At 62.8% G+C, this 24,304-nt stretch carries 26 protein-coding genes; 9 read left to right on the forward strand and 17 right to left on the reverse strand.

The features are described 5' to 3' along the window. Positions 1-4 precede the first annotated feature (4 nt). The gene (locus FHU29_RS11095) at positions 5-613 is read right to left on the reverse strand and encodes a hypothetical protein (RefSeq protein ID WP_064441311.1); all 609 of its coding nucleotides are present in this window, start codon (positions 611-613) and stop codon (positions 5-7) included. 124 nt (positions 614-737) lie between these two features. Continuing rightward, positions 738-1,667, reverse strand: coding sequence for an SGNH/GDSL hydrolase family protein (locus FHU29_RS11100; protein ID WP_183377540.1), 930 nt, complete (start codon positions 1,665-1,667; stop codon positions 738-740). A gap of 122 nt (positions 1,668-1,789) precedes the next feature. Between FHU29_RS11100 and FHU29_RS11105 the strand changes: the two genes are divergently transcribed. Beyond that, on the forward strand, positions 1,790-4,183 hold the full coding sequence (locus tag FHU29_RS11105; protein ID WP_423785871.1) for a DEAD/DEAH box helicase: 2,394 nt from the start codon (positions 1,790-1,792) through the stop codon (positions 4,181-4,183). On the opposite strand, the gene FHU29_RS11110 is transcribed toward FHU29_RS11105, so the two are convergent. From FHU29_RS11110 to ssd, 7 genes are all read right to left on the reverse strand, one after another. Further along, on the reverse strand, positions 4,107-4,493 hold the full coding sequence (locus FHU29_RS11110) for an Rv3654c family TadE-like protein (protein ID WP_083962420.1): 387 nt from the start codon (positions 4,491-4,493) through the stop codon (positions 4,107-4,109). The two genes, FHU29_RS11105 and FHU29_RS11110, sit on opposite strands and share 77 nt — an antisense overlap. Next, on the reverse strand, positions 4,483-4,800 hold the full coding sequence (locus FHU29_RS11115; protein WP_064441314.1) for a TadE family type IV pilus minor pilin: 318 nt from the start codon (positions 4,798-4,800) through the stop codon (positions 4,483-4,485). Before FHU29_RS11115 ends, FHU29_RS11110 begins: the two co-directional genes overlap by 11 nt. 23 nt (positions 4,801-4,823) lie before the next feature. Next, complete coding sequence (locus tag FHU29_RS11120; protein WP_183377541.1) at positions 4,824-5,063, reverse strand: DUF4244 domain-containing protein; 240 nt, start codon at positions 5,061-5,063, stop codon at positions 4,824-4,826. Between the two features lie 63 nt (positions 5,064-5,126). Beyond that, entirely contained in the window at positions 5,127-5,705 is a 579-nt protein-coding gene (locus FHU29_RS11125) for a type II secretion system F family protein (RefSeq protein WP_341478967.1), read from the reverse strand. Between the two features lie 2 nt (positions 5,706-5,707). Then, positions 5,708-6,514 carry a type II secretion system F family protein gene (locus FHU29_RS11130; protein WP_064441316.1) on the reverse strand — a complete coding sequence of 269 codons (807 nt, stop codon included), beginning with the start codon at positions 6,512-6,514 and terminating at the stop codon, positions 5,708-5,710. Next, positions 6,511-7,680, reverse strand: a complete 1,170-nt coding sequence (locus FHU29_RS11135; protein WP_064441414.1) for a TadA family conjugal transfer-associated ATPase — start codon at positions 7,678-7,680, stop codon at positions 6,511-6,513. The genes FHU29_RS11130 and FHU29_RS11135 overlap by 4 nt, the downstream gene beginning before the upstream one ends. 5 nt (positions 7,681-7,685) lie before the next feature. Then, positions 7,686-8,810 (reverse strand): septum site-determining protein Ssd, encoded by a 1,125-nt coding sequence (ssd, locus tag FHU29_RS11140; protein WP_083962421.1) that lies wholly within the window; start codon positions 8,808-8,810, stop codon positions 7,686-7,688. Between the two features lie 284 nt (positions 8,811-9,094). On the opposite strand from ssd, the gene FHU29_RS11145 reads away from it, so the two are divergent. Then, entirely contained in the window at positions 9,095-10,027 is a 933-nt protein-coding gene (locus FHU29_RS11145) for an HAD-IB family hydrolase (protein ID WP_157095262.1), read from the forward strand. A 372-nt stretch (positions 10,028-10,399) separates the two neighbouring features. Here FHU29_RS11145 and FHU29_RS11150 read toward each other — a convergent pair whose 3' ends face one another. Further along, positions 10,400-11,158, reverse strand: a complete 759-nt coding sequence (locus FHU29_RS11150) for a Fic family protein (protein ID WP_064441317.1) — start codon at positions 11,156-11,158, stop codon at positions 10,400-10,402. A 214-nt stretch (positions 11,159-11,372) separates the two neighbouring features. Between FHU29_RS11150 and acs the strand changes: the two genes are divergently transcribed. Beyond that, positions 11,373-13,343 (forward strand): acetate--CoA ligase, encoded by a 1,971-nt coding sequence (gene acs / locus FHU29_RS11155; RefSeq protein ID WP_064441318.1) that lies wholly within the window; start codon positions 11,373-11,375, stop codon positions 13,341-13,343. Positions 13,344-13,352: 9 nt separating this feature from the next. On the opposite strand, the gene FHU29_RS11160 is transcribed toward acs, so the two are convergent. Beyond that, on the reverse strand, positions 13,353-14,663 hold the full coding sequence (locus tag FHU29_RS11160) for a hypothetical protein (RefSeq protein WP_064441319.1): 1,311 nt from the start codon (positions 14,661-14,663) through the stop codon (positions 13,353-13,355). 41 nt (positions 14,664-14,704) lie between these two features. Between FHU29_RS11160 and FHU29_RS11165 the strand changes: the two genes are divergently transcribed. The 3 genes from FHU29_RS11165 to FHU29_RS11175 all read left to right on the forward strand — a co-directional run bounded on the left by FHU29_RS11165 (position 14,705) and on the right by FHU29_RS11175 (position 17,117). Continuing rightward, the gene (locus tag FHU29_RS11165) at positions 14,705-15,490 is read left to right on the forward strand and encodes a winged helix-turn-helix transcriptional regulator (protein ID WP_232323017.1); all 786 of its coding nucleotides are present in this window, start codon (positions 14,705-14,707) and stop codon (positions 15,488-15,490) included. A gap of 98 nt (positions 15,491-15,588) precedes the next feature. Continuing rightward, positions 15,589-16,113 (forward strand): phage holin family protein, encoded by a 525-nt coding sequence (locus FHU29_RS11170; RefSeq protein WP_064441320.1) that lies wholly within the window; start codon positions 15,589-15,591, stop codon positions 16,111-16,113. Between the two features lie 41 nt (positions 16,114-16,154). Further along, positions 16,155-17,117 (forward strand): alpha/beta fold hydrolase, encoded by a 963-nt coding sequence (locus tag FHU29_RS11175; RefSeq protein WP_064441321.1) that lies wholly within the window; start codon positions 16,155-16,157, stop codon positions 17,115-17,117. Here FHU29_RS11175 and FHU29_RS11180 read toward each other — a convergent pair. The 4 genes from FHU29_RS11180 to nth form a co-directional block, all read right to left on the reverse strand. After that, positions 17,079-18,266, reverse strand: coding sequence for a MarP family serine protease (locus tag FHU29_RS11180; protein WP_064441322.1), 1,188 nt, complete (start codon positions 18,264-18,266; stop codon positions 17,079-17,081). The two genes, FHU29_RS11175 and FHU29_RS11180, sit on opposite strands and share 39 nt — an antisense overlap. After that, on the reverse strand, positions 18,263-18,919 hold the full coding sequence (locus tag FHU29_RS11185) for an NUDIX hydrolase (RefSeq protein ID WP_064441418.1): 657 nt from the start codon (positions 18,917-18,919) through the stop codon (positions 18,263-18,265). Before FHU29_RS11185 ends, FHU29_RS11180 begins: the two co-directional genes overlap by 4 nt. A 62-nt stretch (positions 18,920-18,981) precedes the next feature. Beyond that, positions 18,982-19,659, reverse strand: coding sequence for a TlpA family protein disulfide reductase (locus FHU29_RS11190; protein WP_064441323.1), 678 nt, complete (start codon positions 19,657-19,659; stop codon positions 18,982-18,984). Further along, positions 19,656-20,345, reverse strand: a complete 690-nt coding sequence (gene nth / locus FHU29_RS11195; RefSeq protein ID WP_157095280.1) for an endonuclease III — start codon at positions 20,343-20,345, stop codon at positions 19,656-19,658. Before nth ends, FHU29_RS11190 begins: the two co-directional genes overlap by 4 nt. Positions 20,346-20,619: 274 nt before the next feature. On the opposite strand from nth, the gene FHU29_RS11200 reads away from it, so the two are divergent. Continuing rightward, a complete protein-coding gene (locus FHU29_RS11200) occupies positions 20,620-20,820 on the forward strand; it encodes a hypothetical protein (RefSeq protein ID WP_157095265.1) in 201 nt (66 codons plus the stop codon). A gap of 254 nt (positions 20,821-21,074) precedes the next feature. Further along, complete coding sequence (locus tag FHU29_RS11205) at positions 21,075-21,749, forward strand: Crp/Fnr family transcriptional regulator (protein ID WP_013805077.1); 675 nt, start codon at positions 21,075-21,077, stop codon at positions 21,747-21,749. A gap of 79 nt (positions 21,750-21,828) precedes the next feature. On the opposite strand, the gene FHU29_RS11210 is transcribed toward FHU29_RS11205, so the two are convergent. Together FHU29_RS11210 and FHU29_RS11215 are read right to left on the reverse strand one after the other, a co-directional pair. Then, positions 21,829-22,305 carry a helix-turn-helix domain-containing protein gene (locus FHU29_RS11210; protein ID WP_064441419.1) on the reverse strand — a complete coding sequence of 159 codons (477 nt, stop codon included), beginning with the start codon at positions 22,303-22,305 and terminating at the stop codon, positions 21,829-21,831. Between the two features lie 251 nt (positions 22,306-22,556). Then, the gene (locus tag FHU29_RS11215) at positions 22,557-23,351 is read right to left on the reverse strand and encodes an MBL fold metallo-hydrolase (protein ID WP_064441326.1); all 795 of its coding nucleotides are present in this window, start codon (positions 23,349-23,351) and stop codon (positions 22,557-22,559) included. A gap of 47 nt (positions 23,352-23,398) precedes the next feature. Here FHU29_RS11215 and FHU29_RS11220 point away from each other — a divergent pair, with 47 nt between their 5' ends. Then, a complete protein-coding gene (locus FHU29_RS11220; protein WP_064441327.1) occupies positions 23,399-24,298 on the forward strand; it encodes a Gfo/Idh/MocA family protein in 900 nt (299 codons plus the stop codon). The last annotated feature ends 6 nt before the right edge of the window (positions 24,299-24,304 follow it).

The raw sequence follows: 24,304 nt of genomic DNA on the forward strand, positions 1-24,304 counted from the left end.
TAGCCTACTGTTCCGTCGTCAGCACCGCGCATTCGGGGACACCACCGATAGCCGCATCGAGTTCCGCGGATTCGAACTCCTCTAGGTCGTCGAACGCGGTCGCAATGGGGTTAGGGGCCTCCTCCATGTCCGACATGAACTCTGCCATCGCCACCGGGTCATCTGGCTCGATCCCGTCCAACCTGGCCTGGAGTTCCGCCACGTCGTCCGCTGCGCGCTGAGTCGCGTCGGACATCGCCTGACTGAAACCTGGCTGCATGTCCGACACAGGCGGGTCGCCCAGTTCGCCGAAGCTAGCTGACGAGCCCTCCAGCACTGCGTGCATATGCGAGAACAGATCAAGATAGGCCTCGTGCGCCTCTGCGGGCTCACCGGGGGGCTCAGCGACTAATACGTCGAAGTGCTGGAATGAGTCGTCAAGGGAAATAAAAGGCGCACAGAACCGCGCGAGCCAATCATCCGTTTCGATAGGAGTCGGTTCCGGTGACTCCGTCGATACAGTCTCGGCTGCGTCCTCATTTCCGCACGCCACCAGCCCCGCCGTGCCGAACAAGCCAAGAAATGCAGCAAAGACGACACCCAAACACCGCCCCGCTGGCCCGGATATCTTCATCGCATAAGACCTAACTCGTCGCGTTGGGCGCCACCTTCCAGCACCCGGCTTGTCTACTTCACGACACCGTAGCGGTAAAGGGGACGCCGCGAGCGGAACTTGCGGCTCAACACCCCAGTGGCTGCTAGCCCGTCCGCATGGAGGTGAGCGCCGATGCCTGAGCGGCATGACCCTCCCTTGTGGGGTGGAACGGAAGCAGTTCCTCGTGGAAATCACCGACTCGCGTGATCCAGCGCTGGCCAATCGGCTTGCACATGTCCCGGCCGGCCGTGGCGTTCTTCAGAGACCAGAATTCGAGTCCAAGTCTGCCAGCAGCCTCCCGTTGCGCCCCCTCTATGCGCTGCAAAACATCGTGAGCGTACGCTGCGCGCGGCTGAAAACTGGGGTCTTCAACCCCGTTAACGGGCGCACACACGGACGAATCCGGCGGCAAGATGGTCGGGTAACCGACCAGCGCGATCCTCGCATTCGGCGCGGCCCTGCGGATCTCTCCGATCAGATCCCCGCTATCACCCGATGTGAGTCGGCGCGCCATTTCCGCCCCGGTCACTGCGTCTGCCCGGACAGCCGCGGGGTCAGCCGGGTCGTTGCATCCATTCACGAAATCAATGATGCAGAGGCCCATAGACCACGCGGCACTGCGTCCCGCGGCCCCGTAAGTTTCGTTGCCACCGAATTGGATCGTCACCAGCTCGGTTCGCGGCCCGAGCGCAGCGCGCGCCGTGCCGAGTTGTTCCCCGAATGTGTTCGTCCCTCTCCCATCCACAACCGCGCCGGAGCATGCCGCATCAAACCAGTCACCCCCGAGTCCCCACTGTGCAGCGAACTGTTTGGGCCATGCGTAGGGAAGTTGCGGGCATCCCCCAAACGGGTCGTAGCTCGGGCCAGACGTAAAGCTGTCACCCAAGGACACGTAACGAACATCGGTGGGATTCGATGTCGCCGCTCCAGCGCCTACGGCCACCAGCCCCGCCGTCAGGACGACGGTCGCGCCAACTCGGGACGCGACACGCGAAAAGCTCCTAGAGACAGGATTATTAGTGAAAATGTTCATTACGGCACCGTCCCACATTTTTCCGGGGACGGCGCGCGAACGGAAAGCCCCAGGCAAACCCGCCCACGTTGGCTATCAGCAGCAGTTCGCCCTTCCACAGAGACACCGCTACCGTGGCTCGCGTGAGCGGTACCCCTCCTTGTCCCCCGACGCGGGATTACGGTGAAGAGCTGATCGAGGCGCTTCAGCCACTCAATGTTTCGGCGATCGGCGGGTCGCCAGCTTTCACAACAGTGATCCCCGCGCGCTCCGCCGAGTATGTGGCGTGGCCGGAATGGGTTTACGAACCGCTACGTGACGAGCTGGTTTCCAGTGGTGTGGAGCAGCCGTTTAGTCACCAGATCCGGGCCGCCGATCTCGCTCACCGAGGCACCAACGTCGTCGTCGCGACCGGCACCGCGTCGGGCAAATCCCTGGCATATCAGCTGCCCATACTGACGGCACTGGCCGAGTCGCCTTCGGCTACTGCTTTGTATCTCTCACCCACCAAGGCGCTCGGCGCCGACCAGCTCAAGAACGCATCACGGCTGACGAACGCGGTGGCAGGCCTAAGCACCGCGCACCCCTATCTTTACGACGGCGACACCCCGACCGACATACGCCCCTGGATCCGGAATCACGCGCGCTGGGTCTGCACAAATCCGGACATGCTGCACATCGGGATTCTGCCGGGCCACGAACGGTGGTCCCGCTTTTTCCGCGGCCTGAAATACGTCGTCATCGATGAATGCCACCACTACCGGGGCGTCTTCGGATCGGGTGTGGCCTGGGTGATTCGCCGGCTGCGCCGCATTGCCAAAAGGTACGGCGCAACACCGACATTTATTCTCGCCAGCGCGACGAGCGCTAACCCTGGTGCTGCCGCCACACGCCTCGTTGGCGCGCATTGCGTAGAAGTCACTGAAGACGGGTCGCCCCATGGATCACGCACGGTAGCTCTGTGGGAGCCTGGTTATCTTCCCGACAGCGACGATAAGCCCGAACGGACCCGCCGGTCCGCGACGACCGAAGCTGCCGGGCTCACTGCGGCGCTAGTCCGAGAAGGAGCACGCACTCTGACGTTCGTCCGCTCGCGTGCAGGCGCGGAGTTCGCTGCGGTGACAGTGCGCAGAATCCTCGAGGAATCCGGTACCGATCTCGCGAACCGAGTGACCGCCTACCGCGCGGGATATCTTGCCGAGGATCGTCGCCGAATCGAGTCCGAACTCGCTGAAGGGGCCCTACTCGGGGTCACGACAACGAACGCTCTCGAGTTGGGTGTCGATATTGCCGGGCTCGATGCCGTCGTGATCGCTGGTTTTCCTGGGACTCGAGCCTCCTTCTGGCAGCAGGCCGGACGAGCGGGACGACGGGGACAAGGCGCAGTGGTCATTCTGGTTGCGCGCGACGACCCCCTCGACTCCTACCTGATCCACAACCCTGGATCGCTGCTGGGGAAGCCCGTCGAAGCGACGGTCACCAACCCGGACAACCCCTACGTGCAGCGGCCGCACCTCCTATGCGCAGCGTCCGAGCATCCGCTCAGCGACGAGGAAGCAGGCCGTGCTGATGTCTCGGCTACTCTCGGCCAGCTCGTGTCCGAAGGATTGCTCCGCCGTCGGCCCCACGGCTGGTTCATCGCGCCGGGGCTGAACCCTCACGAGGAGGTCAGCATCCGCGGCGGAACCGCGGGGCAGATAGCGATCGCCGAGAGCACCACGGGCGAGTTGCTGGGGACAGTTGACGCGGGCCGCGCACCGTCAACCGTTCACCCTGGTGCCGTGCACCTTCACCAGGGGGACACCTACGTTGTCGAAGAACTGGAACTCGAGGAAGGGCTGGCGCTAGTACGGAGAGACGATCCCGGCTGGTCGACCACCTCTCGCTCGGTGAGCGACATCCGGATCACCGGTATCCGCACACGCGCCGCATACGGTGACATCACGCTGGGGCTCGCTGACGTGGAGGTGACCAGCCAAGTAGTGAGTTACCTGCGTCGACTCCCCTCTGGCGAAATCCTCGATACCGTAGAGCTCGACATGCCGCCAAGCACGCTCCACACCGTTGCCGTCATGTGGACCATCAGTCCGGAGCGCCTGGACGCCGAAATGGTCAGCGAACCGGAAATGCCCGGCTCACTCCACGCCGCGGAACACGCGGCAATCGGACTGCTCCCGCTGGTCGCGACCGCGGATCGCGGTGACATTGGCGGCGTTTCGACTGCACTTCACGCAGACACAGGACTCCCCACGATCTTCATTTACGATGGGCATCCCGGTGGCGCCGGCATCGCCGAGCGCGGACACAGTGCGATCCGTCAGTGGCTTACCGCCACAGTCGACGTGATTGAGCGCTGTTCCTGTTCAGAGGGCTGCCCCGCGTGCGTACAGTCGCCCAAATGTGGCAACGGCAACGACCCGCTCGATAAGGCAGGCGCTGTCCGCGTGCTGCGCACAGTGCTCACCGACCTCCCAGCAGATCCTGGTCTGGCCAGCGGGCCCGCACCTTTGCTGGACCAGCACGGGCCGACGCGCTGACATCGCGATATCCCGGCAACACCACTGGCAGCCCAACACTGACACGCACCACCACATCGGGACCCGCTACAACACAGCCGCGAATCTCCGACCGATTCAGCTTCGCTACCTCGCGCGCTACCTCGCACGGTTCACCGTGCAGCCATGCCAGCGACTCCGCGGCGGCAACAGCCGACACATCAGCCGCGGACTGGGCACGATGACGCGCCCCCACGATCAGCGCGTAATGGACCACAGCCACCGCGGCGAGCACGACAACCAGCATTAGGACAGCCCCGAGCACCGTTGCTACCCCGTCGTCATCGCCCACTGCCACCGCCTTCGATCACGGTCACCGACTCGGCGCGCAACGTCAGCAAGGGCAGCACCGGGGAACGCGCGACGACACGAGCCGTCACCACGCTCCCGCGGTCACCAACGATCTCGATCGCTGCGCCGCGAGGAGCGGCCCTACGGGCACGGTCCACCGCCGCCGTATCCCCGCGCGCAACCCCGAGCGCCGCTTCGCGCGCCGCATCAACACAACGCACGTACGCGAGCCCGGCAAACACACCGCCAAGGCACAGCCACATTGTCAGCATCAGCGCAACAGTGACAAGCGCCGCCTCAACGGTCACCGAACCCGAATCATCGGCGAAACCTACACTGGAGTGCTCAACGCTCGCTCGATCAACCCTGTCATCGCGCCCACCACGGAATTCCCCGTCACCACCGTATACAGGATTGCCGCGAACGCCGCCGCCGCAATCGTCCCGATCGCGTACTCGACGGTCGACATGCCCTCTTCCTCTTGCAGCCCTTGAAGACGGCTGACCACGAGCTCGACGATGCCCCCGTGAACTTCTTCTCCAGGGGTGGCCGCTGCTGAACTCTCGTCCATGAACATTCCTTTCGTTGGCCGTGCTGCAGGTTGCAGGACGGGGCTTGGTTATCGTCGGCGGGTTCACAGCAGCTCACCCTGCGCCAGCTGATACGCAAGGCCAAGAACAACGGGTGCGATCCCCAGACACATAAACGAGGGGAGGAAGCAAAGCCCGAGCGGTCCGGCGATCAGAACGCCCGCACGCTGCGCTTTTTCCGCTGACTTGTCCTTCGCGGTTTGCCGCAGTTCAGCCGCGAGTTCACTGACCGCCTCAGCAAGTGGTGTTCCTGCCCGGGCGGATCGTTGAGCCGCCCGTATGAAGGCGTCAGTCTCTGGATTTCCTTCAGCGCTGGTCCAGGCGGTTCCTTCGTCCACACCTAGTGACAGCAGATCGCTGACTCTGCCGAAGAACGCAGCTACCTGTCCCTGCTGTGTCGTGGCGACCGCACTGGCCGCTCCTGCAGGTGAGAGCCCCGCCCGTAAACACGCGGCGAAGACGTCGAAAACGGCGGCGGCTCCATACGGTCCGCTATCCCTCGCATTGGCCGCGCAGTCAGGACGCGATTTCGTGGCGCACCCACCGGCACCGGGAATAACCCGAGTGACACAGGTGCCTGGCCAGCACAGGGCTGCTGCCGCCAGCGCGAATAAAGCGACCACGTTTAGCATCGCGCACCCGCGAGGATCCTGTCTGACCACAGCAATCCGCTGACCGCGAGTAACGTGCCCGCCACGAGTAGCGTTCCTCCGATTGTCGTCGAGAGGAGCGTCCGGATTGGCGCCGCGCCCATCATTTCGCCGAGACCAATTCCGGCGAGGGGCAACATAGCCAGGATTGTGGCGGTCGCCCGCGCCCCGCTCAGCCCCGCGTGGAGCTGGGATTCGAATGCGTTGCGTGCCTTCAGATCACTCTTGACCGCGGCGAGCAGCTCCGCCAACCGAACCCCATGGCTCTCAGAAATGCGCCACGCGGCCCCGATCTGTCGTGTGGGAGATTCGCTTTTAGAGTCGGAGAATCCGGCCGAGACCTCAGCGCCCAGCCGCGCACGTGCGGCCGCGCGTGCGAACACCGTTCGCGCGGTCCCCTGAGACTGGTCTGCTGCCGTCGCGCAGGCAGTCGCCGGATGCGCCCCAACGCGCAGTTCAGCAATCACAGCGTCGAGTGCCTCAGCGGTCCGTCCGATATCCGCCCGGTGAGCGCGCTCGGCCATCCGGCGCTGTGTACGTTTCACGGCAACGCCGCACACTGCGAATAACGCGAAGACGGGCGCGGGTCCAGCTAGCCACAGAATGACACCACTGACGATGACAGCGCCGACTGCCAGCAGAGTGGCGAGCGTCCACGCTGGCATCCGGTACCGCCCTGAACTGGCGCAGCGTCCGAGCACTTTCCGGAACCTTCGCCTCCGCTGGGGGCTTGGTGCAGCCAGCAGAGCTGCACCAAGAAGACCACAGGCGACGGCGCTCATGAGCCGCCTCCCCGCGTACGCAAGAGCCCGTCCAGCTCGCCCCACGCCGGACCTCGCCCATCCGCATACGACCAGCAAGTGACAACCTCGACACAGCCTGTGGACATCTTCGAGAGAAGACCTATCTCGCAAAGCCTCCGCGTACCGCGGCGATCGCGCGCGACATGCAGGACGAGTCGCAGCGCCGCAGCCAACTGACTGTGGAGCGCAGCCGAATTGATTCCGCCCAGGGATGCCAGCGCTTCTAGTCTCGCGGGCAGTTCCCTGGGCGAATTCGCGTGCACCGTGCCAGCGCTGCCGTCATGTCCGGTGTTCAATGACGCCAGCAAGTCGATGACCTCGGCGCCGCGGACTTCGCCGACGACGATGCGGTCTGGGCGCATACGGAGCGCCTGCCGGACAAGTTCGCGGAGTTCCACCGCACCTGCGCCCTCAACATTCGCGGCCCGCGCAGCGAGCCTGATCAGATGGGGGTGCTGGGGCGCGAGCTCAGCCGCGTCTTCGACGCATACGATTCGTTCCGTGTGCGGCACCCTGCCGAGAAGCGCAGCGAGCAGCGTCGTCTTCCCCGTGCCCGTTCCGCCGGTCACGAGAAAGGACAGACGCGCCTCGATAATCCTTTCGAGCAGTGGCAGAACAACACTCGGCACGGATCCTTGCGACGCAAGATCACGCAGCGTGTGCGAAGCGGGCCGTAGCACTCGCAGAGAAACGCAGGGGCCGTCCACGGCTATCGGCGGGAGCACCGCATGCAGGCGGACACCTGACCCGTGCCCGCCCAGCTCCTGCAGCCATCCATCGACCCAGGGCTGCGCGTCATCAAGTCGGCGTCCAGCGCGCAGCGCGAGTCGCTGAGCTAACCGGCGAACCGCGCCGGCATCCGGAAACCGGACGCTGACTCGTTCAACCCCTCGGCCCGCGTCCACCCACGCGCTGCCATCACCTAGTACCAGCACGTCAGTCACCTGCGGGTTTTCCAGCAAGGGATCGAGAATCCCGGCTCCATCCATCTCTGTGTGCAGGACACGAAGCGCAGACAGGACGTCGGCGTCACCAAGGACGCCACTCGATTCCGCGCGCACAGCGGCTGCGATGACAGCTGGGGTGAGCGCGTCGGCTGTGTCAGCGAGGCGGGCACGAACACGGTCGAGAAACTCTTGCGTCAGCCCGTTCACGCCGCTACCACTTCTGCCGCGTCCATAATTCGCAGCGCAGCGCTCCGCAGTGGTGAACTTCGCGGCAGCGTGAGGCCGCCGCGTTCGAGCCGTGCATCTAACCCGGCCTCCGGCCGCATCGTCGCTATCAGGTCGAGCCCGACAGCTCGAGCAACATCACGCCCAGTCAGCCCGCCCGGTGCAGGCCCCCGCACCACGAGTCCACAACGCCGATCACGCAAGTGGACCGATCTCACTCGGGCCGAAGCACAAGCGCGCAACTGCGCGGGTACAACCAGAACGACAAGATCCGCTATCTCGCACAGCAATTCACCTTCCATGCTCGGCAGGGCGGCCACATCAACTACACAGAGCGCTCCGGCGGATCGCGTGGACTCGACGACCGCACGTAGAACGCCGGCGTCTGCGGATTTCCGGTGCGGGCCGGTTCGCGCGTCGCGCGAGTGCGCCAGCACCGCGATACCATCTACTGCTGGCAAGGCAGACCACAACGCTTCCGCGGAGACACGCCCAGTGAGGTTGGTGAGGTCAGGCCAGCGCAGGCCTTCTGCCGATTCAAGACCTAGTATGAGGTCGATACCGGGACCCTCGGAGTCAGTATCGACCAGCAGCGAACGACGCGGCTGCGCCACCGAATGGACCAGCGTCAGAGCTGCTGAGAGCACTGTCGCTCCAGCACCGCCGCACGCACCCGCAACTGCGATGACACGGCCCGCCGCAATGCCTGACGTCAGCCTTTCGGCCAGCATTGTGATGAGCTGTGCCTCATCTCCCGGCAGAGCACACACGTCACTGATCCCGAGACCGATGAATTCGCGCCACTGGTCTGATGGATCATCGCCAGCACCAGAGTGCACCAGGATGATGCCGTCCCGGCGCGGCAGTGAACTCGATGCACATGCGGACGCTGACTGTGGATCGAGGATGACAGCAGGTGCGCTCAGCCATCGCCTTCGCACCTGACTAGGCACATCAGCTGTGTGTCCGGGCGGGTGCGTGTCACCGGCGTGTACTTCCTCGATGGGGCACTCCGCTGCAGCAGCGATCCGCCGCACTTCAGTCGCGACCGTGGTATCCCCGGTATCACCAAGCCACACGAGCGTCGCTTCGTTTATGCGCATGCCGTCAACGGTGTGGCAGCTAACCCCCTGTGCACCAGAAAAGTTCACGAAAGTCTGTGGATAACGCGATCCTGTGGATAACCAGGCAGGCGCAGGATCCCCAAAACTAAGAAGGGCGCCTATTCAGCTAAGCTGCGGCGCCCATTTGAGTTCAGGATGAAGATATGGGACGACCCCCGCCAGGGGGGGAGGGGGCGGGGGTCGTCGGAGTTCAGCCCCGGGGGGTCGGGCTGAACTCACCCGGATCATGTCCGAGTGCCTTCATAGTACACGGGATCACAGCGATGTTTCCGCATTCAACATCTGACTTTTTCAGGATTCGTTCACGCCGATCGATCGAACTCTCCGTTGGCCCGATCCATCAGATTCTACCTTCGAGAACTATCCTGGGTTGCGTGAATCACGGTCACGCCAGTACAGGAACCCAGCAGCGCCCAGCTGCTTTCTTCGATTTGGACAAGACCGTCATCGCGCGGTCATCAACACTTGCATTCAGCAAGCCATTCTTCGAGGAAGGCTTGATCAACCGACGTGCGGTCCTCAAAAGCAGCTATGCGCAGTTCTTATTCCTGCTTTCCGGTGCCGATCATGAACAAACTGATCGTTTGCGATCACACATCACGACAATGTGTGAGGGCTGGGATGTTGCACAAGTCGAATCGATCGTTCAGGAAACTCTGCACGACATCGTCACTCCATACGTATTCGCAGAGGCGGCAGCACTGATATCGGATCATATTGCCCGCGGCCACGACGTGGTCGTCGTGTCGGCGTCGGGCACGGAGATCGTCAAGCCAATCGCAGATGCGCTCGGCGCGAAGCATGCGCTCGCTAGCCGGATGGCTGTCCGTGATGGCCGCTACACCGGTGAACTGGAGTTCTTCTGTCACGGTCCCGGAAAAGCACGCGCGATCCAGGAACTCGCCGAAAAAGAAGGATATGACTTGCGCGTGTCGCACGCGTACACCGACTCAGCGTCTGACCTGCCGATGCTCGAAACCGTAGGACACCCGGCGGCCGTGAACCCGGACCGCCAGCTTCGTCGCGAAGCCGCGGCCCAGGGCTGGCCGGTTCTGACGTTCTCCGACCCGATTTCCCTGCGCGCGCAACTCCCTGCACCGTCCACGAAAGCCGTTGCGACCACAGCCGCAATCGGCCTTAGTGCTGTAGTCGCCGCTGGTGCAGCGGCATTTAGTTACTTCCGGCGCCGAAACTAAACCGACTGGAGTTTTTCCAATCTCCTGAAACGTCTTGCAGGGGCCGCAGGTCAGGAGTACAAAAGAGGTACGGGAGCACGACAGGCTAAGGCCGAATCGGAAGAGAAGATCTCGACCTCCCCGGCCGTGAGTCCCTAGTACGAGCACCAGGAACCCACGCGGAGCACATGCCGCGTAAGGGCAGAAGTGTTGTGGGCCTGCGAGCCACCGCTTATTCCGAGGCGAATTAGTCCCTTGTGGGTAGGGATCCGCCAAGGACGGTGATGGTTACGCCGAGGCCAACCCACACAACCCGAAATCGCACGCATGGTAACCATGATGTTCGTACTACGCGGGCGGTGATTCTTAGGAATCGCCGCCCGCTTTCGTGTATTAGCCTGATTGCGCGGCGGCCGCATCAGCAATTGCGATCGCTTCTCGACCGCCAGCCTCTAATGCGCCACAACAAAAAATGACCCAGTTACCCACCCCATCAGGCGTGCCCTGCGCGAATGACTCCGCAGCACTGCGATACGCGGAAAGCTTCTTCAGCCAGGTAGCTTCAGGCACACCGAGATTGTGCGGATCCAGCCCGCTCGACACGGCTACGAGGCGCGAAGCGGCACGTGCCACGACGCCGTCAGCGGTGCCGAAGGGCCGCAGGGTCAGAATCTCGCCATGCACAACAGCTGCGGTAACGGGCGCCGGTGCACTTGATCCTCCCGTCACGAGCTGAGCCAACAGATCAAGTCGCGCGCCGATGCCTTCAACCGGCCTCGGCCTGCCCAGCTGTTTTTCGTCCTCGATGAGGTCGGCGGCAGCCAGCATGTGCAGGCGCGCGAGAGCTTGCAGCGGCGCACGCTGCCAGACGCGCGTCATATTCGTCAGTCCTTCCCCGTCGAGAGACTGGGAAACACGAAACGCTCCCGCAAGTATTGGGTCCTCAAACTGACCTGAAGGGTCAAGTTCTGTCTTTCCGCCATCAATTGCCGACGAGGCACGCGCGGCCCGCACAGACGCTTCTGTTGCAGACTTCGCCCACTCACGCCGATTCGCGGGATGTCGGTGCGCCTGGGTGAGGACATCCCTGGCTTTGTTGGCAGAGTCGAGCACTCCCGGCAGGTCGAGAATCGGTGCTAATGGGTCAGTCACACAGGCCAAGATACAGACGCCCTATCTCGCCGCCTGCCGCACATATACGACCACTCACCGCAGGTGTGACTCCGCACACAGGAAAGGTGTCTGTGCACTTACTGTGGTTGTGACTACCCTCACAAACAAGGGTGGTCAAAAAGCGTGACCATCCGCGAAGTGCGGTCGCCCTCTGACATGGGCGAGAACCACCGATGTAAGGGAGTTGTCCTAGATGCCTACGGAAGCGACAGAGAAGCCAGGAAAGGCAGGAAAGGCCCTGCATTCGACGTACCCTCCCAGTGCAGAGTTCGTCGCGCAAGCCAATGGGGGTCCCGATCTCTATAGCGAGGCGGACAAGGACCGAGACGCATTCTGGGCCCAGCAGGCACAGCGGCTTCATTGGCACAAACCATTTACCGAAGTCCTCGACTGGTCAGACGCGCCAGTGGCGAAGTGGTTCGCGGATGGCAAGCTCAACGTCGCCTACAACTGCGTCGACCGCCATGTGGAAGACGGCTACGGTGACCAAGTCGCGATCCATTGGGAGGGTGAGCCGGGCGACACCCGCACACTCACATACAGCGACTTGCTCAGCCTGGTATCGAAGGCGGCAAATTACCTGACCGAGATCGGCCTGCAGCCTGGCGACCGCGTCGCGATTTACATGCCGATGGTTCCTGAAGCGATCGCTTCGATGCTCGCCTGTGCGCGCCTCGGCCTCACCCATTCAGTAGTATTCGCAGGCTTCTCGGCAAGTGCGCTGCGCTCTCGCATCGACGACGCCGAGGCGAAGCTCGTCATCACCACGGACGGGCAGTTCCGCCGAGGCAAACCTGCTCCGCTGAAGGCATCCGTGGACGACGCGATCGGTGGGGAATCCCCGGCGCCATCCGTGCAGAATGTTCTTGTCGTACGGCGCACTGGTCAGGAGATTCCGTGGCAAGAGGGTCGCGACGTATGGTGGCACGAGACCGTCGAGCGTACCTCCGACAAGCATGAAGCCGAGGCGTTCGACGCGGAGCACCCACTGTTCTTGCTCTACACGTCAGGTACCACAGGCAAGCCGAAGGGGATCCTCCACACAAGTGGCGGCTACCTCACCCAAGCGTCGTACACACATAACTACGTTTTCGACCATAAGCCTGGCAAGGATGTCTACTGGTGCACGGCGGACATCGGCTGGGTCACCGGCCACACCTACATCGTCTACGGGCCCCTATCCAACCGCGCTACCCAGGTGGTGTACGAGGGGACACCAAATTCCCCGAACGAGCATCGCCATTTCGAGGTCATCGAAAAGTACGGCGTCAGTATCTACTACACCGCACCGACGCTCATCCGGACCTTCATGAAGTGGGGCCGTGAGATTCCAGATGCTCACGACCTGACGTCGTTGCGCCTGCTCGGCACAGTAGGAGAGCCGATCAACCCGGAGGCGTGGCGCTGGTACCACGAGGTATTCGGCGCTGGCCGGTGCCCGATCGTGGACACCTGGTGGCAGACCGAGACTGGCGCGATCATGATCTCTCCGCTTCCCGGCGTGACCGAGTGCAAGCCTGGTTCCGCAATGGCGCCGCTGCCTGGCATCTCGATGCAGATCATCGACGATGACGCGAAGCCTGTGAAGCTCGGCGAAACCGAGGCAAATGGCTACCTTGTCATCGATAAGCCCTGGCCAGCGATGCTGCGCGGCATCTGGGGTGACATGCAGCGATTCAAAGACACCTACTGGTCACGGTTCGCCGAGCAGGGCTACTATTTCGCGGGCGACGGCGCGAAACTCGACGAAGACGGCGCCGTGTGGGTTCTCGGCCGGGTGGACGACGTCATGAACATCTCGGGCCACCGCATTTCCACCGCAGAAGTCGAGTCGGCATTGGTTGGGCACGCAGCCGTCGCAGAGTCGGCCGTCATCGGCGCTACCGACGCCACCACGGGACAAGCGATCGTCGCGTTCGTCATCCTGCGCCAGGGCGTCGAAAACACCGGCGATGCTCTTGTCTCCGATCTCCGCGCAGCTGTTGCGCAGGACATCGGACCAATCGCGAAGCCCCGCGACATCTATATCGTCCCTGAACTCCCCAAGACTCGAAGCGGCAAAATCATGCGTCGTCTGCTCCGCGACGTCGCGGAGGGACGCCAGCTCGGCGACACCTCCACGCTGGTCGATCCCGCGGTTGTGGAGTCACTGCGGGGACAGTAGCCGCTGAGATCAAATGCCGTTACCGGGCGCGTGCCAGCGGTCCCAATGCTCCTTGTGGGACCGTAGGTACGCGCCCGGCCGGTAGTGGGTGTCGTAGAACTCAGTGTCAAGGTGTACTGCCTGCACATAGCCGGTCAGCACCATTGTCGTGAATGTGCCTGGAAAGCGACCGTACTTGTCGTAAATGTACTGTGCCACTTCACTCAAGCAGGCTACGAACTCGTCGCTGTACGGCTCGACGCTGCCCTTGATCCCGGCGGTATCGTTCCACGGCCCCTGGGTTGCGGGATCGTATGCACCTCCCGGCCCAAACTTGCGCTCCACAAACTCTTCGACGGCAGCCCGCATATTTGGGTAATAGGGCGGGCACAGCGCCTCGTAAACACCATCAAGTCCGACGGGGTTCGGCAAGGGGCCGTGCTCGTTTCGCACGAAGCGGAAGCCCAGACCTTCGATGCCCTGCGCCGCGAATGCGCCTAGGGCACTCCAGCGATTCAGGCCGGCGAGGAAAAGACCGCCCAAGCCCATCGCTTGCATCGTCAGCACGATGTTGTGGCCCATAAAACTAAGTTCCGCGCAGTTGCCCTCGTAGGCGATCTGTTGCAGCACGGAGAGCGGAGTGGGGCTGTTCTCGTCGAGCAGTCCGCTACGGACGAATGGGGCGAGGTTACCGGCAGGGCAGCCGGCCTCATCATCGACAATAAGGTTCCCGTTGGCCAGGAGCATCGCCATCAGAACCAGAACCTGCTCACTCGCATCACCGACGGGCATGAACAGTGTCGAACCCGGCGCGTTGGCCATCCACAGGTTGGGTGGCAGCATGTGTGGTGCCTTCGCGGGCAGATCAAGTCGTTTATCCGACAGCTTGGTCGTGTGTTTCTCACACACGTCGACGATCCGACGGGCTCCTTCTGCTCCGCCCTCACCGAATTCCTGCACCGCTTCGGGCTGACTGTCCCGGGTATTCGTCACGTAAGTGCCGTCATCGTCGGTGAAGAAGAGCACAGGCGTACCCGATCCGGCAGCAGTCGGCGCAGTCCGGCCAGTGAACCGCTGCGAGTAATGCGCGTACGAGTCCGGGTGATCGGGGCCGTAGGGAACACCGAAACTCCAGCCTGTCATCCCTGTCCCCGCCGCGACCAGCGTGGCGCGTTCAAGCGGGGTCAGCGGCGCAGCTTCACTGCTCGAGCGGAAGGCTGTCGGCCCTGACGGCATCGTCATGCCCAAACCAAACCGGCGCGAGCGCCGACCGTACATCGCTTCCAGAAGCGGGAACTCTGTCAGCCCTGTGAGCGGATCTGTATTCGCTGCGTACACCATGTCGCCGCACCTCTTTCGACCGTCTGAGCCGTCCTTGTGCCGTGGACCGATCGCTATACGGTCATGATGCGCGCTCGCGCTCGGCCAGGACCAGTGAAAGACTTGTACCGGCAGCAGCCGACGAGCAGCAGGGCGGTGCGACGATGCCAGACGACGGATACGGCCAGTTCTGTCCGGTAGCAAAAGCAGCCGAGGTGATCGATCAGCGGTGGACTGTGCTCGTCCTTCGCGAGTTGGTCGCAGGCAGTTCCAGGTTCAATGACATCCATCGTGGTGTGCCCCGAATGTCACGGACCCTTCTGGCAAGACGGCTCCGTCAACTGGCCGCTGGCGGAATAGTGGCCCGGAAAGAGGGCGCCGACGGACCCGAATACGAATTGACGGAAGCGGGCAGCCAGTTCCGTTCAATCATCGACGCACTTGGCCATTGGGGAATCCGCTGGCTAGATTCACTCGCCGACGCGGACTTCGACCCTGCCTTTCTGCTTTGGGATATGCGCCGCAAAGTCAACACCAGCGCGCTACCAGATCACCGGATCGTGCTCGAGATAAATTTCCGAGACCTGCCCGGCGAGCTACGGAACTGGTGGCTCGTGCTGCAACAGTCCCAAGTTGACGTTTGTCAGCATGACCCTGGCTTTGGTATCGACGTGACGCTGAAAACCGAGATCCGGGCTTTCATCCGTGTCTGGCGGGGTGACGTCGCCTGGGCGGACGCTGCGCGTGATGGAGAACTCGAGGTGGTAGGCCCGAGAGCGCTGAGGCAGGCGGTACCGGACTGGTTCCGCGATCGGCCTTTCTTATCGTCCGCCCGTTCGGCGCGTTAAGGCCGATCTCCGCCCATCTGCTGCGAGATCTGAATAACGTGGCAACATAGGCCAAGAGAAGATGCCACGGCCGACTTACCACGAAATGACTATAAGGAGTGGACGTGACCTCCAAAGACCGCAGCAATGGGCGCTTTACCGGTGACGGGGTGCCACGCACTGTGGCTTCGATTCCGCTTTCGGACGCTGATGCCCGCCAGCCTGGGCAGAACGTGAGTATCGGGGAGCTGGTGAAGGAAGCGACGACACACGTGTCGACGTTGTTCCGGGCAGAGGTCGAACTCGCGAAGTCTGAGGTCACCAGCGAGGTCAAGAAGGGCGTCAAGGGCAGCGTCTTCTTCGTCGTCGCTGGCGTGATTCTCCTGTTCAGCTTGTTCTTCTTTTTCTTCTTCGTCGCAGAACTCCTCGACACCTGGGTCTCGCGCTGGGCGGCGTTCCTGATCGTCTTCGCCATCATGGTCCTCGCCGCAGCCGTGTTCGGGCTGCTCGGTTACCTGCGGGTCCGGGCGATAAGAAAACCTGAGCATACGATTGAATCAGTCAAGGGGTTGTCGGAAGTGCTCCCCGGCAGTACCAGCAGCAGCGTGGACCGTCAACTGACTGCAGCGAAACGTATGGAATAGGCTGAAGAGTCAAGACTCATAACACTATTGGAGGGCCACGGATGGTTGCGCCCGATCCGTCGCGTGTCCGATTCGACGGACCGTGGACACATCGTGATGCCCATGCCAACGGGATACGATTCCACACTGCTGAGGCAGGGCCAGCTGATCCGGAAGCACCAACTGTCCTGTTCCTGCATGGCTTTGGTGAATTTTGGTGGACGTGGCGCCATCAGCTCCGCGCTCTCTCTGACGCTGGTATCAGAGCCATCGCCGTCGACCTTCGCGGATACGGTGACACGGACAAACCACCCCGGGGCTACGACGGCTGGACGCTAGCCGGCGATGCCTCGAGTTTGATCCGCGCTCTGGGTCTCAACCGGGCGACACTTGTCGGGCATGCCGAGGGCGGTCTCGTCTGCTGGGCGACGGCGAACCTGCACCCCCGGCAAGTTGCGTCGATCGCGGTGATCAGTTCTCCGCACCCCATGTCGGTGAAGCGGGCTGCATTACGGGACCCCTATCAGCGGAGGGCGTTGCTGCGTGCCCTGCTCCCCTTCCAGCTTCCATGGCTGCCAGAGCGTGCTCTGGTGCGTGATGACGGCCAGCGCGCGGAAGACATCTTGCGCGCCCGCGGGGGTGCGGCATGGCTCCGTTCAGAAGAGTTCCGCGAGGTGGCCCAGCACGCGCGTATGGCCGTGCAGATTCCCGGCGCTGCGCATTGTGCACTTGAATACCACCGGTGGGCTTTCCGAAGCCAGTTCCGCCCTGAGGGCCGCAGGTTCTTCAAGGCCATGAACCAGGTGGTGCATGTGCCGGTACTTCAGATTCACGGCTCCGCGGACCCGTTTATCCTCGCGGGGACGCTCTACCGGGACAAGAAGTGGGCGCCGCAGCGCGAACTTCACATGGTGTACGGGGCGGGCCACTTCGTACACGAAGAGGCCCCCCACCAGGTGAGTGAGCAGATCATCAAATTCGCCGAATCACACGCACGCCCCAGTCCCTACGGCACTGAAGGCTGACATTGCGGCATTCAGGTGCGGCGCGACTTCTCTGTTGGTCAGGACGAAGCCGGTTTCAGGGTCATCGGATGCGGCACCGAACACCACGCCTAGGGCAGTTCCGTCGGACGTGATGAGTGGCCCACCGGAGTTCCCTTGCCGGATCGTTCCCCGCACCGTGTACACCTCGCGGTTGACGGTGCTGCGCTGGTAAATATCGGGTCCAGTCAGGTCAAGGACATCCCGGACGCGCACCGAGTTGGCGGTATATGGGCCGCCCCCTGGGTAACCGACGACGATTGCGTCTGTGCCGCGCGGCACGAGGTCATCGACGAATGACAAAGGCGCCCCCGGCAATCCGGGAACGCGAAGGACAGCAATATCCACGCTGGGGTCAAAAATGACAACGGAGGCATCGAAGACTCCATCGAGTGTTTCGATGGTCACGCCCTCTGTGCCCGCCACAACGTGCGCGTTCGTCATAACAAGTTCAGGAGCGATGATGATGCCGCTGCCTTCCAGGGATTTGAGGCAGGACTGCGCCGTCCCGCGCACCCGCGGGATGCTGCGCTGCACCTCGGACACAATCGGGGCGTACGCGAGGTCCCCGTCTGGCGGGTCGACGGGTGAGACGGGTGTGCGCGCGAACGGCCCGAGCACGTCGGGGAGACCAGACGTGTCGATAAGTGCGGCAAACTCGCGCGGAATGTCCTTCAGCCACGGCGGTGCTACCGTGTCCACCTCTGTCAGGACAGCGGAACCGCGTACCGCTGCCGCGACGTCGGGCCTGCCCGATGCCGACAATGGCACCGCAAGCAGGTAAGCGGCGACGAGGATCGCGACAGCCTGGAATATTGCACCGACCATGCTGTCGATCAGGTGCAGCAGTTGCGCACGTAACAAACCTCGCGCCGTTCGGCCGACCACCATGCCGCATACCTCGCCTATGACAACGAGAATCACGATCAGGGTGATGCCGAGCAGCAGCCGTCCGACCTGATCATCGATGTACACGATGACGTGGGGGGCGAGCATGATGCCGAAAATCGCACCCAGCACCACACCGACGAATGCCAGTCCGGAAGCTAGTGCGCCATGGCGCCACCCGGATATCGCCGCGAGCAAGACACCGATCAGCAGGATCAGGTCGATCCACTGTGAACCCGTCACCTGCCGCGTACCTCCATGCCGTATTCAGCGAGAGTCGTTTCCATATCTCTCACATCAGATTCATCCCAGGGCTTCTCCCACCCTGACACCGTGAGCATTCCGGCAAGTAAGCCCGCCGTAAAACCCCAGATAAGCATGCCGTCTGTCAGGAAGGCTGGTGACTCATAGCCGAACTCGGCGTGGCGGAGCACAAACCTATTCTCAGGTTCGATCAACTCGTGTACCGGAACCCGGGCTACCCGCGAGGCTTCGCTGGGGTCAACTACCCATACGGGACTCGGTTCGGGCCAGTACGCCAGCACAGGTGTCACGTCGAACCCTGACGGCGGAATGTAAATCCGCGGCAGAAGCACAAGGGGCCGAACGCCGACCGGGTCGAGCCCGGTCTCCTCCTGCGCCTCGCGAAGCGCAGTGGCAATTGGCCCTTCGTCTTCTTCATCTGCGGCGCCTCCGGGGAACGCTACCTGTCCACGATGCTGACGCATCGTGGACGCGCGCTGGGTGAGGAGGACGTCAGCGCCGTCCGGCAGCCCGCCAGGCGTAATTGGGTCGGCTTTTTCGGGCCCCGCGAAAAGCATGAGTACAGCGGCATGGCGCGGTGTGACGTCATCAGGAGCACTCAGCATCAAACGGGGGTGCGCATCCACTGACATCTGGCACACTTTCCGCAGCCATTCGGGCGGCTCGCCAAGAAGAGTCCCCTTGCTCCCCGTGCTCACTGTGCTCCCCCTAGCGCCTCAGTCACCGCGTCCGCTATCTCACTTGCACTCGTAAACGGCACCGCGAGAATCTTTGCCAGCGTGCCATCTGCGCGCAGCACAATAGTGACGGGGAGGACGTTGGGCGCCCCGAGGAGCCCGGCGACTGTGCCACTTCCGTCCTGTACCCCCGGAAGATCCACCCCATACTCCGCGAGTTTCAGCAAGGCGTTGCGCTCATTCGGATCGCGGTGGACTGTGAGCACGGTGAGCGAATCGCCAACGCTATCGGCATATTCCTGGAGGGCCGGCAGTTCTTCCGCACAGGGCGCGCACCAGTAGGCCCACATATTGATCACAGCGGGTTTGCCAGCAAGCGCGCTGCTGAGGTCGACGCGGGTGCCATCGCTGAGACAACCCATCTGAAGCCCGGCCAGAATATCGAGCGCGCTGCCAGTCGGCCATTCCGAGGGAGGGCTTGCCACTGGCTCGGGGCAGGGTGTCAAGTTCGCATCTGCTCGAGGGCCCGCGAGCGCTTCAGGAGTGTCCTGGTCCCGGCGTTCGGGCTGGTCAATCGCACTCCCCGGCAGCTCGCTCACCGTCAGCTCATCCTCGCCGCTGCGCGGCCAGATCGCGACAATCAGCGCCACGACAACCACAAGCGCTGCAATCGCCCCGCGCCGTCCAGGGGTCACGAAACGCCTTTCCGTGCGAGCGCCAGGAGGTGTTCCGTCTCAGGTCCGCGCACTAGTGCTGCCGCTTCTTCCAAACTGGTCGGGCCTTCTCCATAGGACGGGCAATCTCGCGCCAGCACGCATGCACCACATGCGGGCTTACGCGCATGACACACGCGGCGGCCGTGAAAGATCACGCGGTGGGATAGCAGTGTCCATTCTTTCTTCTCGATCAAGTCAGCAACTGCGGATTCGACCTTCACCGGATCCGTTTCCGCCGTCCACGCCCAGCGCCTGACCAAGCGGCCAAAGTGAGTGTCGACGGTGAGACCCGGAACGCCGAAAGCGTTGCCGAGAATGACATTAGCTGTCTTCCTCCCCACTCCGGGCAGGGTGACGAGTTCATCGAGTGTGTGGGGAACGTCACCGTCGAACTTTTCGACGAGCGCCTGGCCCAGCCCCATCAGTGAGGTGGCTTTGTTGCGGTAAAAGCCGGTTGGCCGAATGAACTCTTCGAGTTCCGTTCGGCTAGCTTCTGCGTAGTCACGTGCGGACTGGTACCGGGCGAACAAGGCTGGCGTGACTTCGTTGACGCGTTTATCAGTGCACTGGGCCGACAATATAGTCGCGACCGCAAGCTCGAGCGGTGTCCGAAAGTCCAGCTCACACCAGACTTCCGGAAAGGCTACGGCCAGTGTCCGATTCATCCGCCGGGCACGGCGCACCAGGCCGAGCCGGGTCTCTTCCCGGCGGCGTGCCGCACGGCGCCGGGAACGTGGCGAGCGCACGGACTCCTCCTCTGCTGGGGGGTCCGCGGGCGGGGTCACTGGATCGTTCGCGGCAGCAGATGACGACAGCGTGGCGGGCTTAGACACCACTCCAGGGTACGGAGTGGTGGTCAAAGGGACATCTAATCGACTGCGCGTTCGTTGCCGTTCTGAGATATTTTCGGGGTTAACTAAGCACATGCAAGGGCTAGCGGTGCTATTGATCCCTGTGCTGCTGATGTTCCTCTCGATGGGGCTCGACCGGGTCGAGCACTTCCTGTTCAACCGCCCATCGGAGGGGCCACGCACGGAGGACTCGGATGCAGACGCACGGTCTGCCGTGGGATCCCTTCCTGCGCAAGAAGACCGCGCGCAATCGCCTGATGCGGACGATTTCCGGTCTTCCGCCGCTTGATCCGGTCTGTCAGCTTGGTATTCGGGGCTCACATTGTGCAGAATCAGAAGGTAACAAGTGGTTCTTGCCACACGTTGCATCGCGTTGCAGCGGGCGGATCGGCAACATTCCTCCCGAAGAGAGAGACAAGGTGTGACGCATACCACTACAGTGAGTGTGGGCGCAGGACCGGTGACGGTGCGCTGTGCCCGCAAACTGCTTGATGCCGTCGCATGAACAGTGTCGGCGCCGAACGAGTTCCCGAAGGAGCCCATGTGGACGAGGTCCTGGCCAGAGCCGGAATCTTTCAGGGAGTGGACCCCTCAGCCGTTGCTGCGCTCGCACAGCAGCTGCAGCCTGTGGACTTCCCACGTCAGCACGTCATCTTCAATGAGGGCGAGCCAGGCGACCGTCTGTACATCATCGTCAACGGAAAAGTGAAGATTGGGCGCCGCTCCCCGGATGGTCGTGAGAACCTGCTGGCGATCATGGGGCCCTCCGACATGTTCGGCGAGCTCTCGATCTTCGACCCAGGCCCCCGAACGTCAAGTGCCACCACCGTGACTGAGGTGCGCGCGGTGAGCATGGACCGCGATGCACTGAAAGAGTGGATTGCCCAGCGTCCAGAAATCGCTGAGCAATTGCTCCGCGTTCTGGCGCGGCGGCTGCGCCGCACCAACAACAACCTGGCCGATCTCATCTTCACGGATGTTCCTGGTCGTGTCGCCAAGGCACTTTTGCAACTTGCGCAGCGCTTCGGCACACAGGAAAACGGTGCGCTGCGGGTGACGCACGACCTCACTCAGGAAGAGATCGCCCAGCTAGTAGGCGCTTCACGTGAAACCGTGAACAAAGCGCTGGCCGATTTCGCGCACCGTGGCTGGCTGCGCCTCGAAGGTAAAAGCGTCCTAATCTCTGACTCGGAGAGGCTGGCTCGCCGAGCACGCTGACCAAGACAGCAAATGGCCTGCGACGGCACAAACCGCACTAGCGCGGTCAGCCATCGCAGGCCATTTCTCTGCGTCAGGGCTAGCCTAGGGTCCGGCCAGCGTCACCGTTTACGGCACCAGCAGCAGGATCGGCTGGAAGCCCCTGTTGTACCCGAAGAACCTTGATCAGTTCGTTCACGATCGTGATCGAAGATTCAGGCAGCCCCGCTAAGCGGTGCGCTGCCTCGTGGATCGTCCGATCAGCCTGCAGCCGCATCATGTCAATATCTTCCCGGTTGCGGCGCCGCCCCGCATCCTCCAGGAAGTACCGCACATCCACACCGAAGGCCGCCGCGATGCCCTCCACCGTCCGGAACGATGGCGTTCGCGCCTTCCCTGACCGCAGCTGGCTCAGATATGACTCTCCCAGCTTGTAGCCCAGCTCAGTTGACTTCCTTGCAATGGCCGAACCCGTATACCGCCGGCCGCTCGGATCAGGGACACTTCTGAACAGCTCCTCGAGCCGCTCAGCAAAGAGTCCACGGTCCCCCGGACCGGCCTGATCACGGTCATCCATAGCGTGCTGCAGGCGCTCCGCATCTCGCTCCGTTGTTACGCTCTGCTCACTCATAACTCCCCGCTCCGTAGTCGCATGGCGTCCTGGCAGAACCGCACGTTGTCTTCCCTCCCACGGCGTCACCCTCCCACGGGGCGAGGGGACGAAGGCACTACCGGCCTAGCCGGCAGGGTTCTGCCCTTGGGTTTACAATCTGAGTCATTCCGCACCCAGATCTACCGTTGTCAGGTAGCTTAGTACGGCTGTCCGATTCACGCGCGCTGGCGAAGGTACGCCAGCTGCACCCGGACCGAGGCTTCGGCCGCGGGCCACAGGTGCTGGCCCACGTCCGAATAGACGTGCTCGACGACCTCCCTCGCCGTTACGTCGTTCCCGAGAACTCGGAGTGCTGCCCGGATCTGCTCGAGCCGCTCCTCGCGGTGCGCTTTGTACTCCAGCGCAACAGCGGCGACATCTGAAGTTTCAGGGCCGTGACCTGGTAGTCCGACGATTCCTGACCCCAGGTCGAGGATCTGGTCCAGCGTCTCTAGGTACGCTCCGAGGTCTCCGTCGTAGGCGTCGAGAACCGTCGTACCCCGGCCGAGAATCGTGTCGCCAGTCAGCAGCGCGCGTTCGCCTGATACGTCTGCTGTGAACATCATCGAATCTGCTGTGTGGCCTGGCGCACTCAAGACCTCGAGAGTGAGACCTGAGACATCAAGACGTTCGCCTGCCTCGAGCGGAGAGGCATCGCGACAGTCTTCAGGCCTCAGTCCACGCACCGGAGCCTGCACGAGTCGCGCCAGTGAGTCGATTCCCTCCGTGTGATCGATATGGCGATGCGTGATGAGTATTAGATCGACGGGCCCCGCAGAAGCGACACGCCGTAGATGAGCCTCGTCATCGGGCCCAGGGTCCACGATCACGCAGCCTGGCGAATCGGGCGCCCGCAGAATCCAGGTATTCGTCCCGTCAAGCGTCATGTATCCGGGGTTTTCGGCCAGCACCACAGACGCGAAGGGCGAGACTTCGCGGATGGCGCCGTACGCGGGGTGCTCGAGAGTCATCACTTGTCACTGTACGACGGCGTCACGAGGCCCGGTAGGTTGAGAAGATGCGAATCGGGCTTGTGGGCGCTGGACCGTGGGCAATACACACGCATGCACCGGCTTTGGCTGCACACCCCGGTGTGCAGTTCACGGGCTTGTGGGCGCGGCGCCCCGACGCGGCGAGCGGAACCGGCATACGGGCGTTCGACTCATTCTCCGCACTGCTCGACGAGAGCGACGCCGTCGCGTTCGCGGTGCCGCCGGCAATCCAGGCCACCCTGGCACCACTAGCCGCACAGCGTGGTAAGCACCTCATTCTGGAGAAACCACTCGCAGACACCATGGACGCCGCGCGGCACATCGCTGAGATTGCTAGCGAGCACGGCTCGCGGACCATCATGTTCCTGACGCGGAGGTTCGCACCCGAAACCCGACTCTTCCTGGACCAGGCGCAGGGTGGTGACTGGTCAGCAGGAGATGCGATGTGGCTGTCCGGAGCCCTGCTTGGCGGACCTTTCGCGGCATCTCAGTGGCGTCGCGACGGAGGCGCCCTCCATGACGTCGGACCCCACGTCATCGACGTCATCGATGCGGCACTTGGGCACATTGACGGGGTGCTGTCAGCACATCATGAGCCACGCACCGACACCTGGATGCTCACGCTCAGCCATCGCCCTCCCCCTGGAGAGCCCGAGTCATACCCTTCGCGCCTGAGTTCCCTCACCCTTTCGATGCGGACCCCGGTCCAGCCATCACGGCTCCGGGTGACTGTCCACGGGCAAAGCGGAGTCGCCGAGCTGAGCACTCGGGAAACTTCCCCGCTCGACTGCTACCAGACAATGCTCGACGAGTTCCTCGAGTCCTGTGCTCTAAGAACTGAACACGCTTGTTCAGCCACGCGCGGCGTACACCTTCAATGGGTCATCGAGGCTATTCTGCGCGCCACCGAACAGCGAAATAACTGAGCAATG

Source organism: Hoyosella altamirensis, from assembly GCF_014191505.1.
Taxonomy (GTDB): domain Bacteria; phylum Actinomycetota; class Actinomycetes; order Mycobacteriales; family Mycobacteriaceae; genus Hoyosella; species Hoyosella altamirensis.

What these genes read in the sequence shown, in the direction of transcription:
- FHU29_RS11095 (WP_064441311.1), bottom strand. Translation starts at nt 613, where the DNA reads ATGAAGATATCCGGGCCAGCGGGGCGGTGTTTGGGTGTCGTCTTTGCT.
- FHU29_RS11210 (WP_064441419.1), bottom strand. Translation starts at nt 22,305, where the DNA reads ATGGATGACCGTGATCAGGCCGGTCCGGGGGACCGTGGACTCTTTGCT.
- FHU29_RS11100 (WP_183377540.1), bottom strand. Translation starts at nt 1,667, where the DNA reads ATGAACATTTTCACTAATAATCCTGTCTCTAGGAGCTTTTCGCGTGTC.
- nth (WP_157095280.1), bottom strand. Translation starts at nt 20,345, where the DNA reads ATGAATCGGACACTGGCCGTAGCCTTTCCGGAAGTCTGGTGTGAGCTG.
- acs (WP_064441318.1), top strand. Translation starts at nt 11,373, where the DNA reads ATGCCTACGGAAGCGACAGAGAAGCCAGGAAAGGCAGGAAAGGCCCTG.
- FHU29_RS11130 (WP_064441316.1), bottom strand. Translation starts at nt 6,514, where the DNA reads ATGAGCGCCGTCGCCTGTGGTCTTCTTGGTGCAGCTCTGCTGGCTGCA.
- FHU29_RS11220 (WP_064441327.1), top strand. Translation starts at nt 23,399, where the DNA reads ATGCGAATCGGGCTTGTGGGCGCTGGACCGTGGGCAATACACACGCAT.
- ssd (WP_083962421.1), bottom strand. Translation starts at nt 8,810, where the DNA reads ATGCGCATAAACGAAGCGACGCTCGTGTGGCTTGGTGATACCGGGGAT.
- FHU29_RS11120 (WP_183377541.1), bottom strand. Translation starts at nt 5,063, where the DNA reads ATGGACGAGAGTTCAGCAGCGGCCACCCCTGGAGAAGAAGTTCACGGG.
- FHU29_RS11145 (WP_157095262.1), top strand. Translation starts at nt 9,095, where the DNA reads ATGTTTCCGCATTCAACATCTGACTTTTTCAGGATTCGTTCACGCCGA.
- FHU29_RS11215 (WP_064441326.1), bottom strand. Translation starts at nt 23,351, where the DNA reads ATGACTCTCGAGCACCCCGCGTACGGCGCCATCCGCGAAGTCTCGCCC.
- FHU29_RS11160 (WP_064441319.1), bottom strand. Translation starts at nt 14,663, where the DNA reads ATGGTGTACGCAGCGAATACAGATCCGCTCACAGGGCTGACAGAGTTC.
- FHU29_RS11185 (WP_064441418.1), bottom strand. Translation starts at nt 18,919, where the DNA reads ATGTCAGTGGATGCGCACCCCCGTTTGATGCTGAGTGCTCCTGATGAC.
- FHU29_RS11175 (WP_064441321.1), top strand. Translation starts at nt 16,155, where the DNA reads ATGGTTGCGCCCGATCCGTCGCGTGTCCGATTCGACGGACCGTGGACA.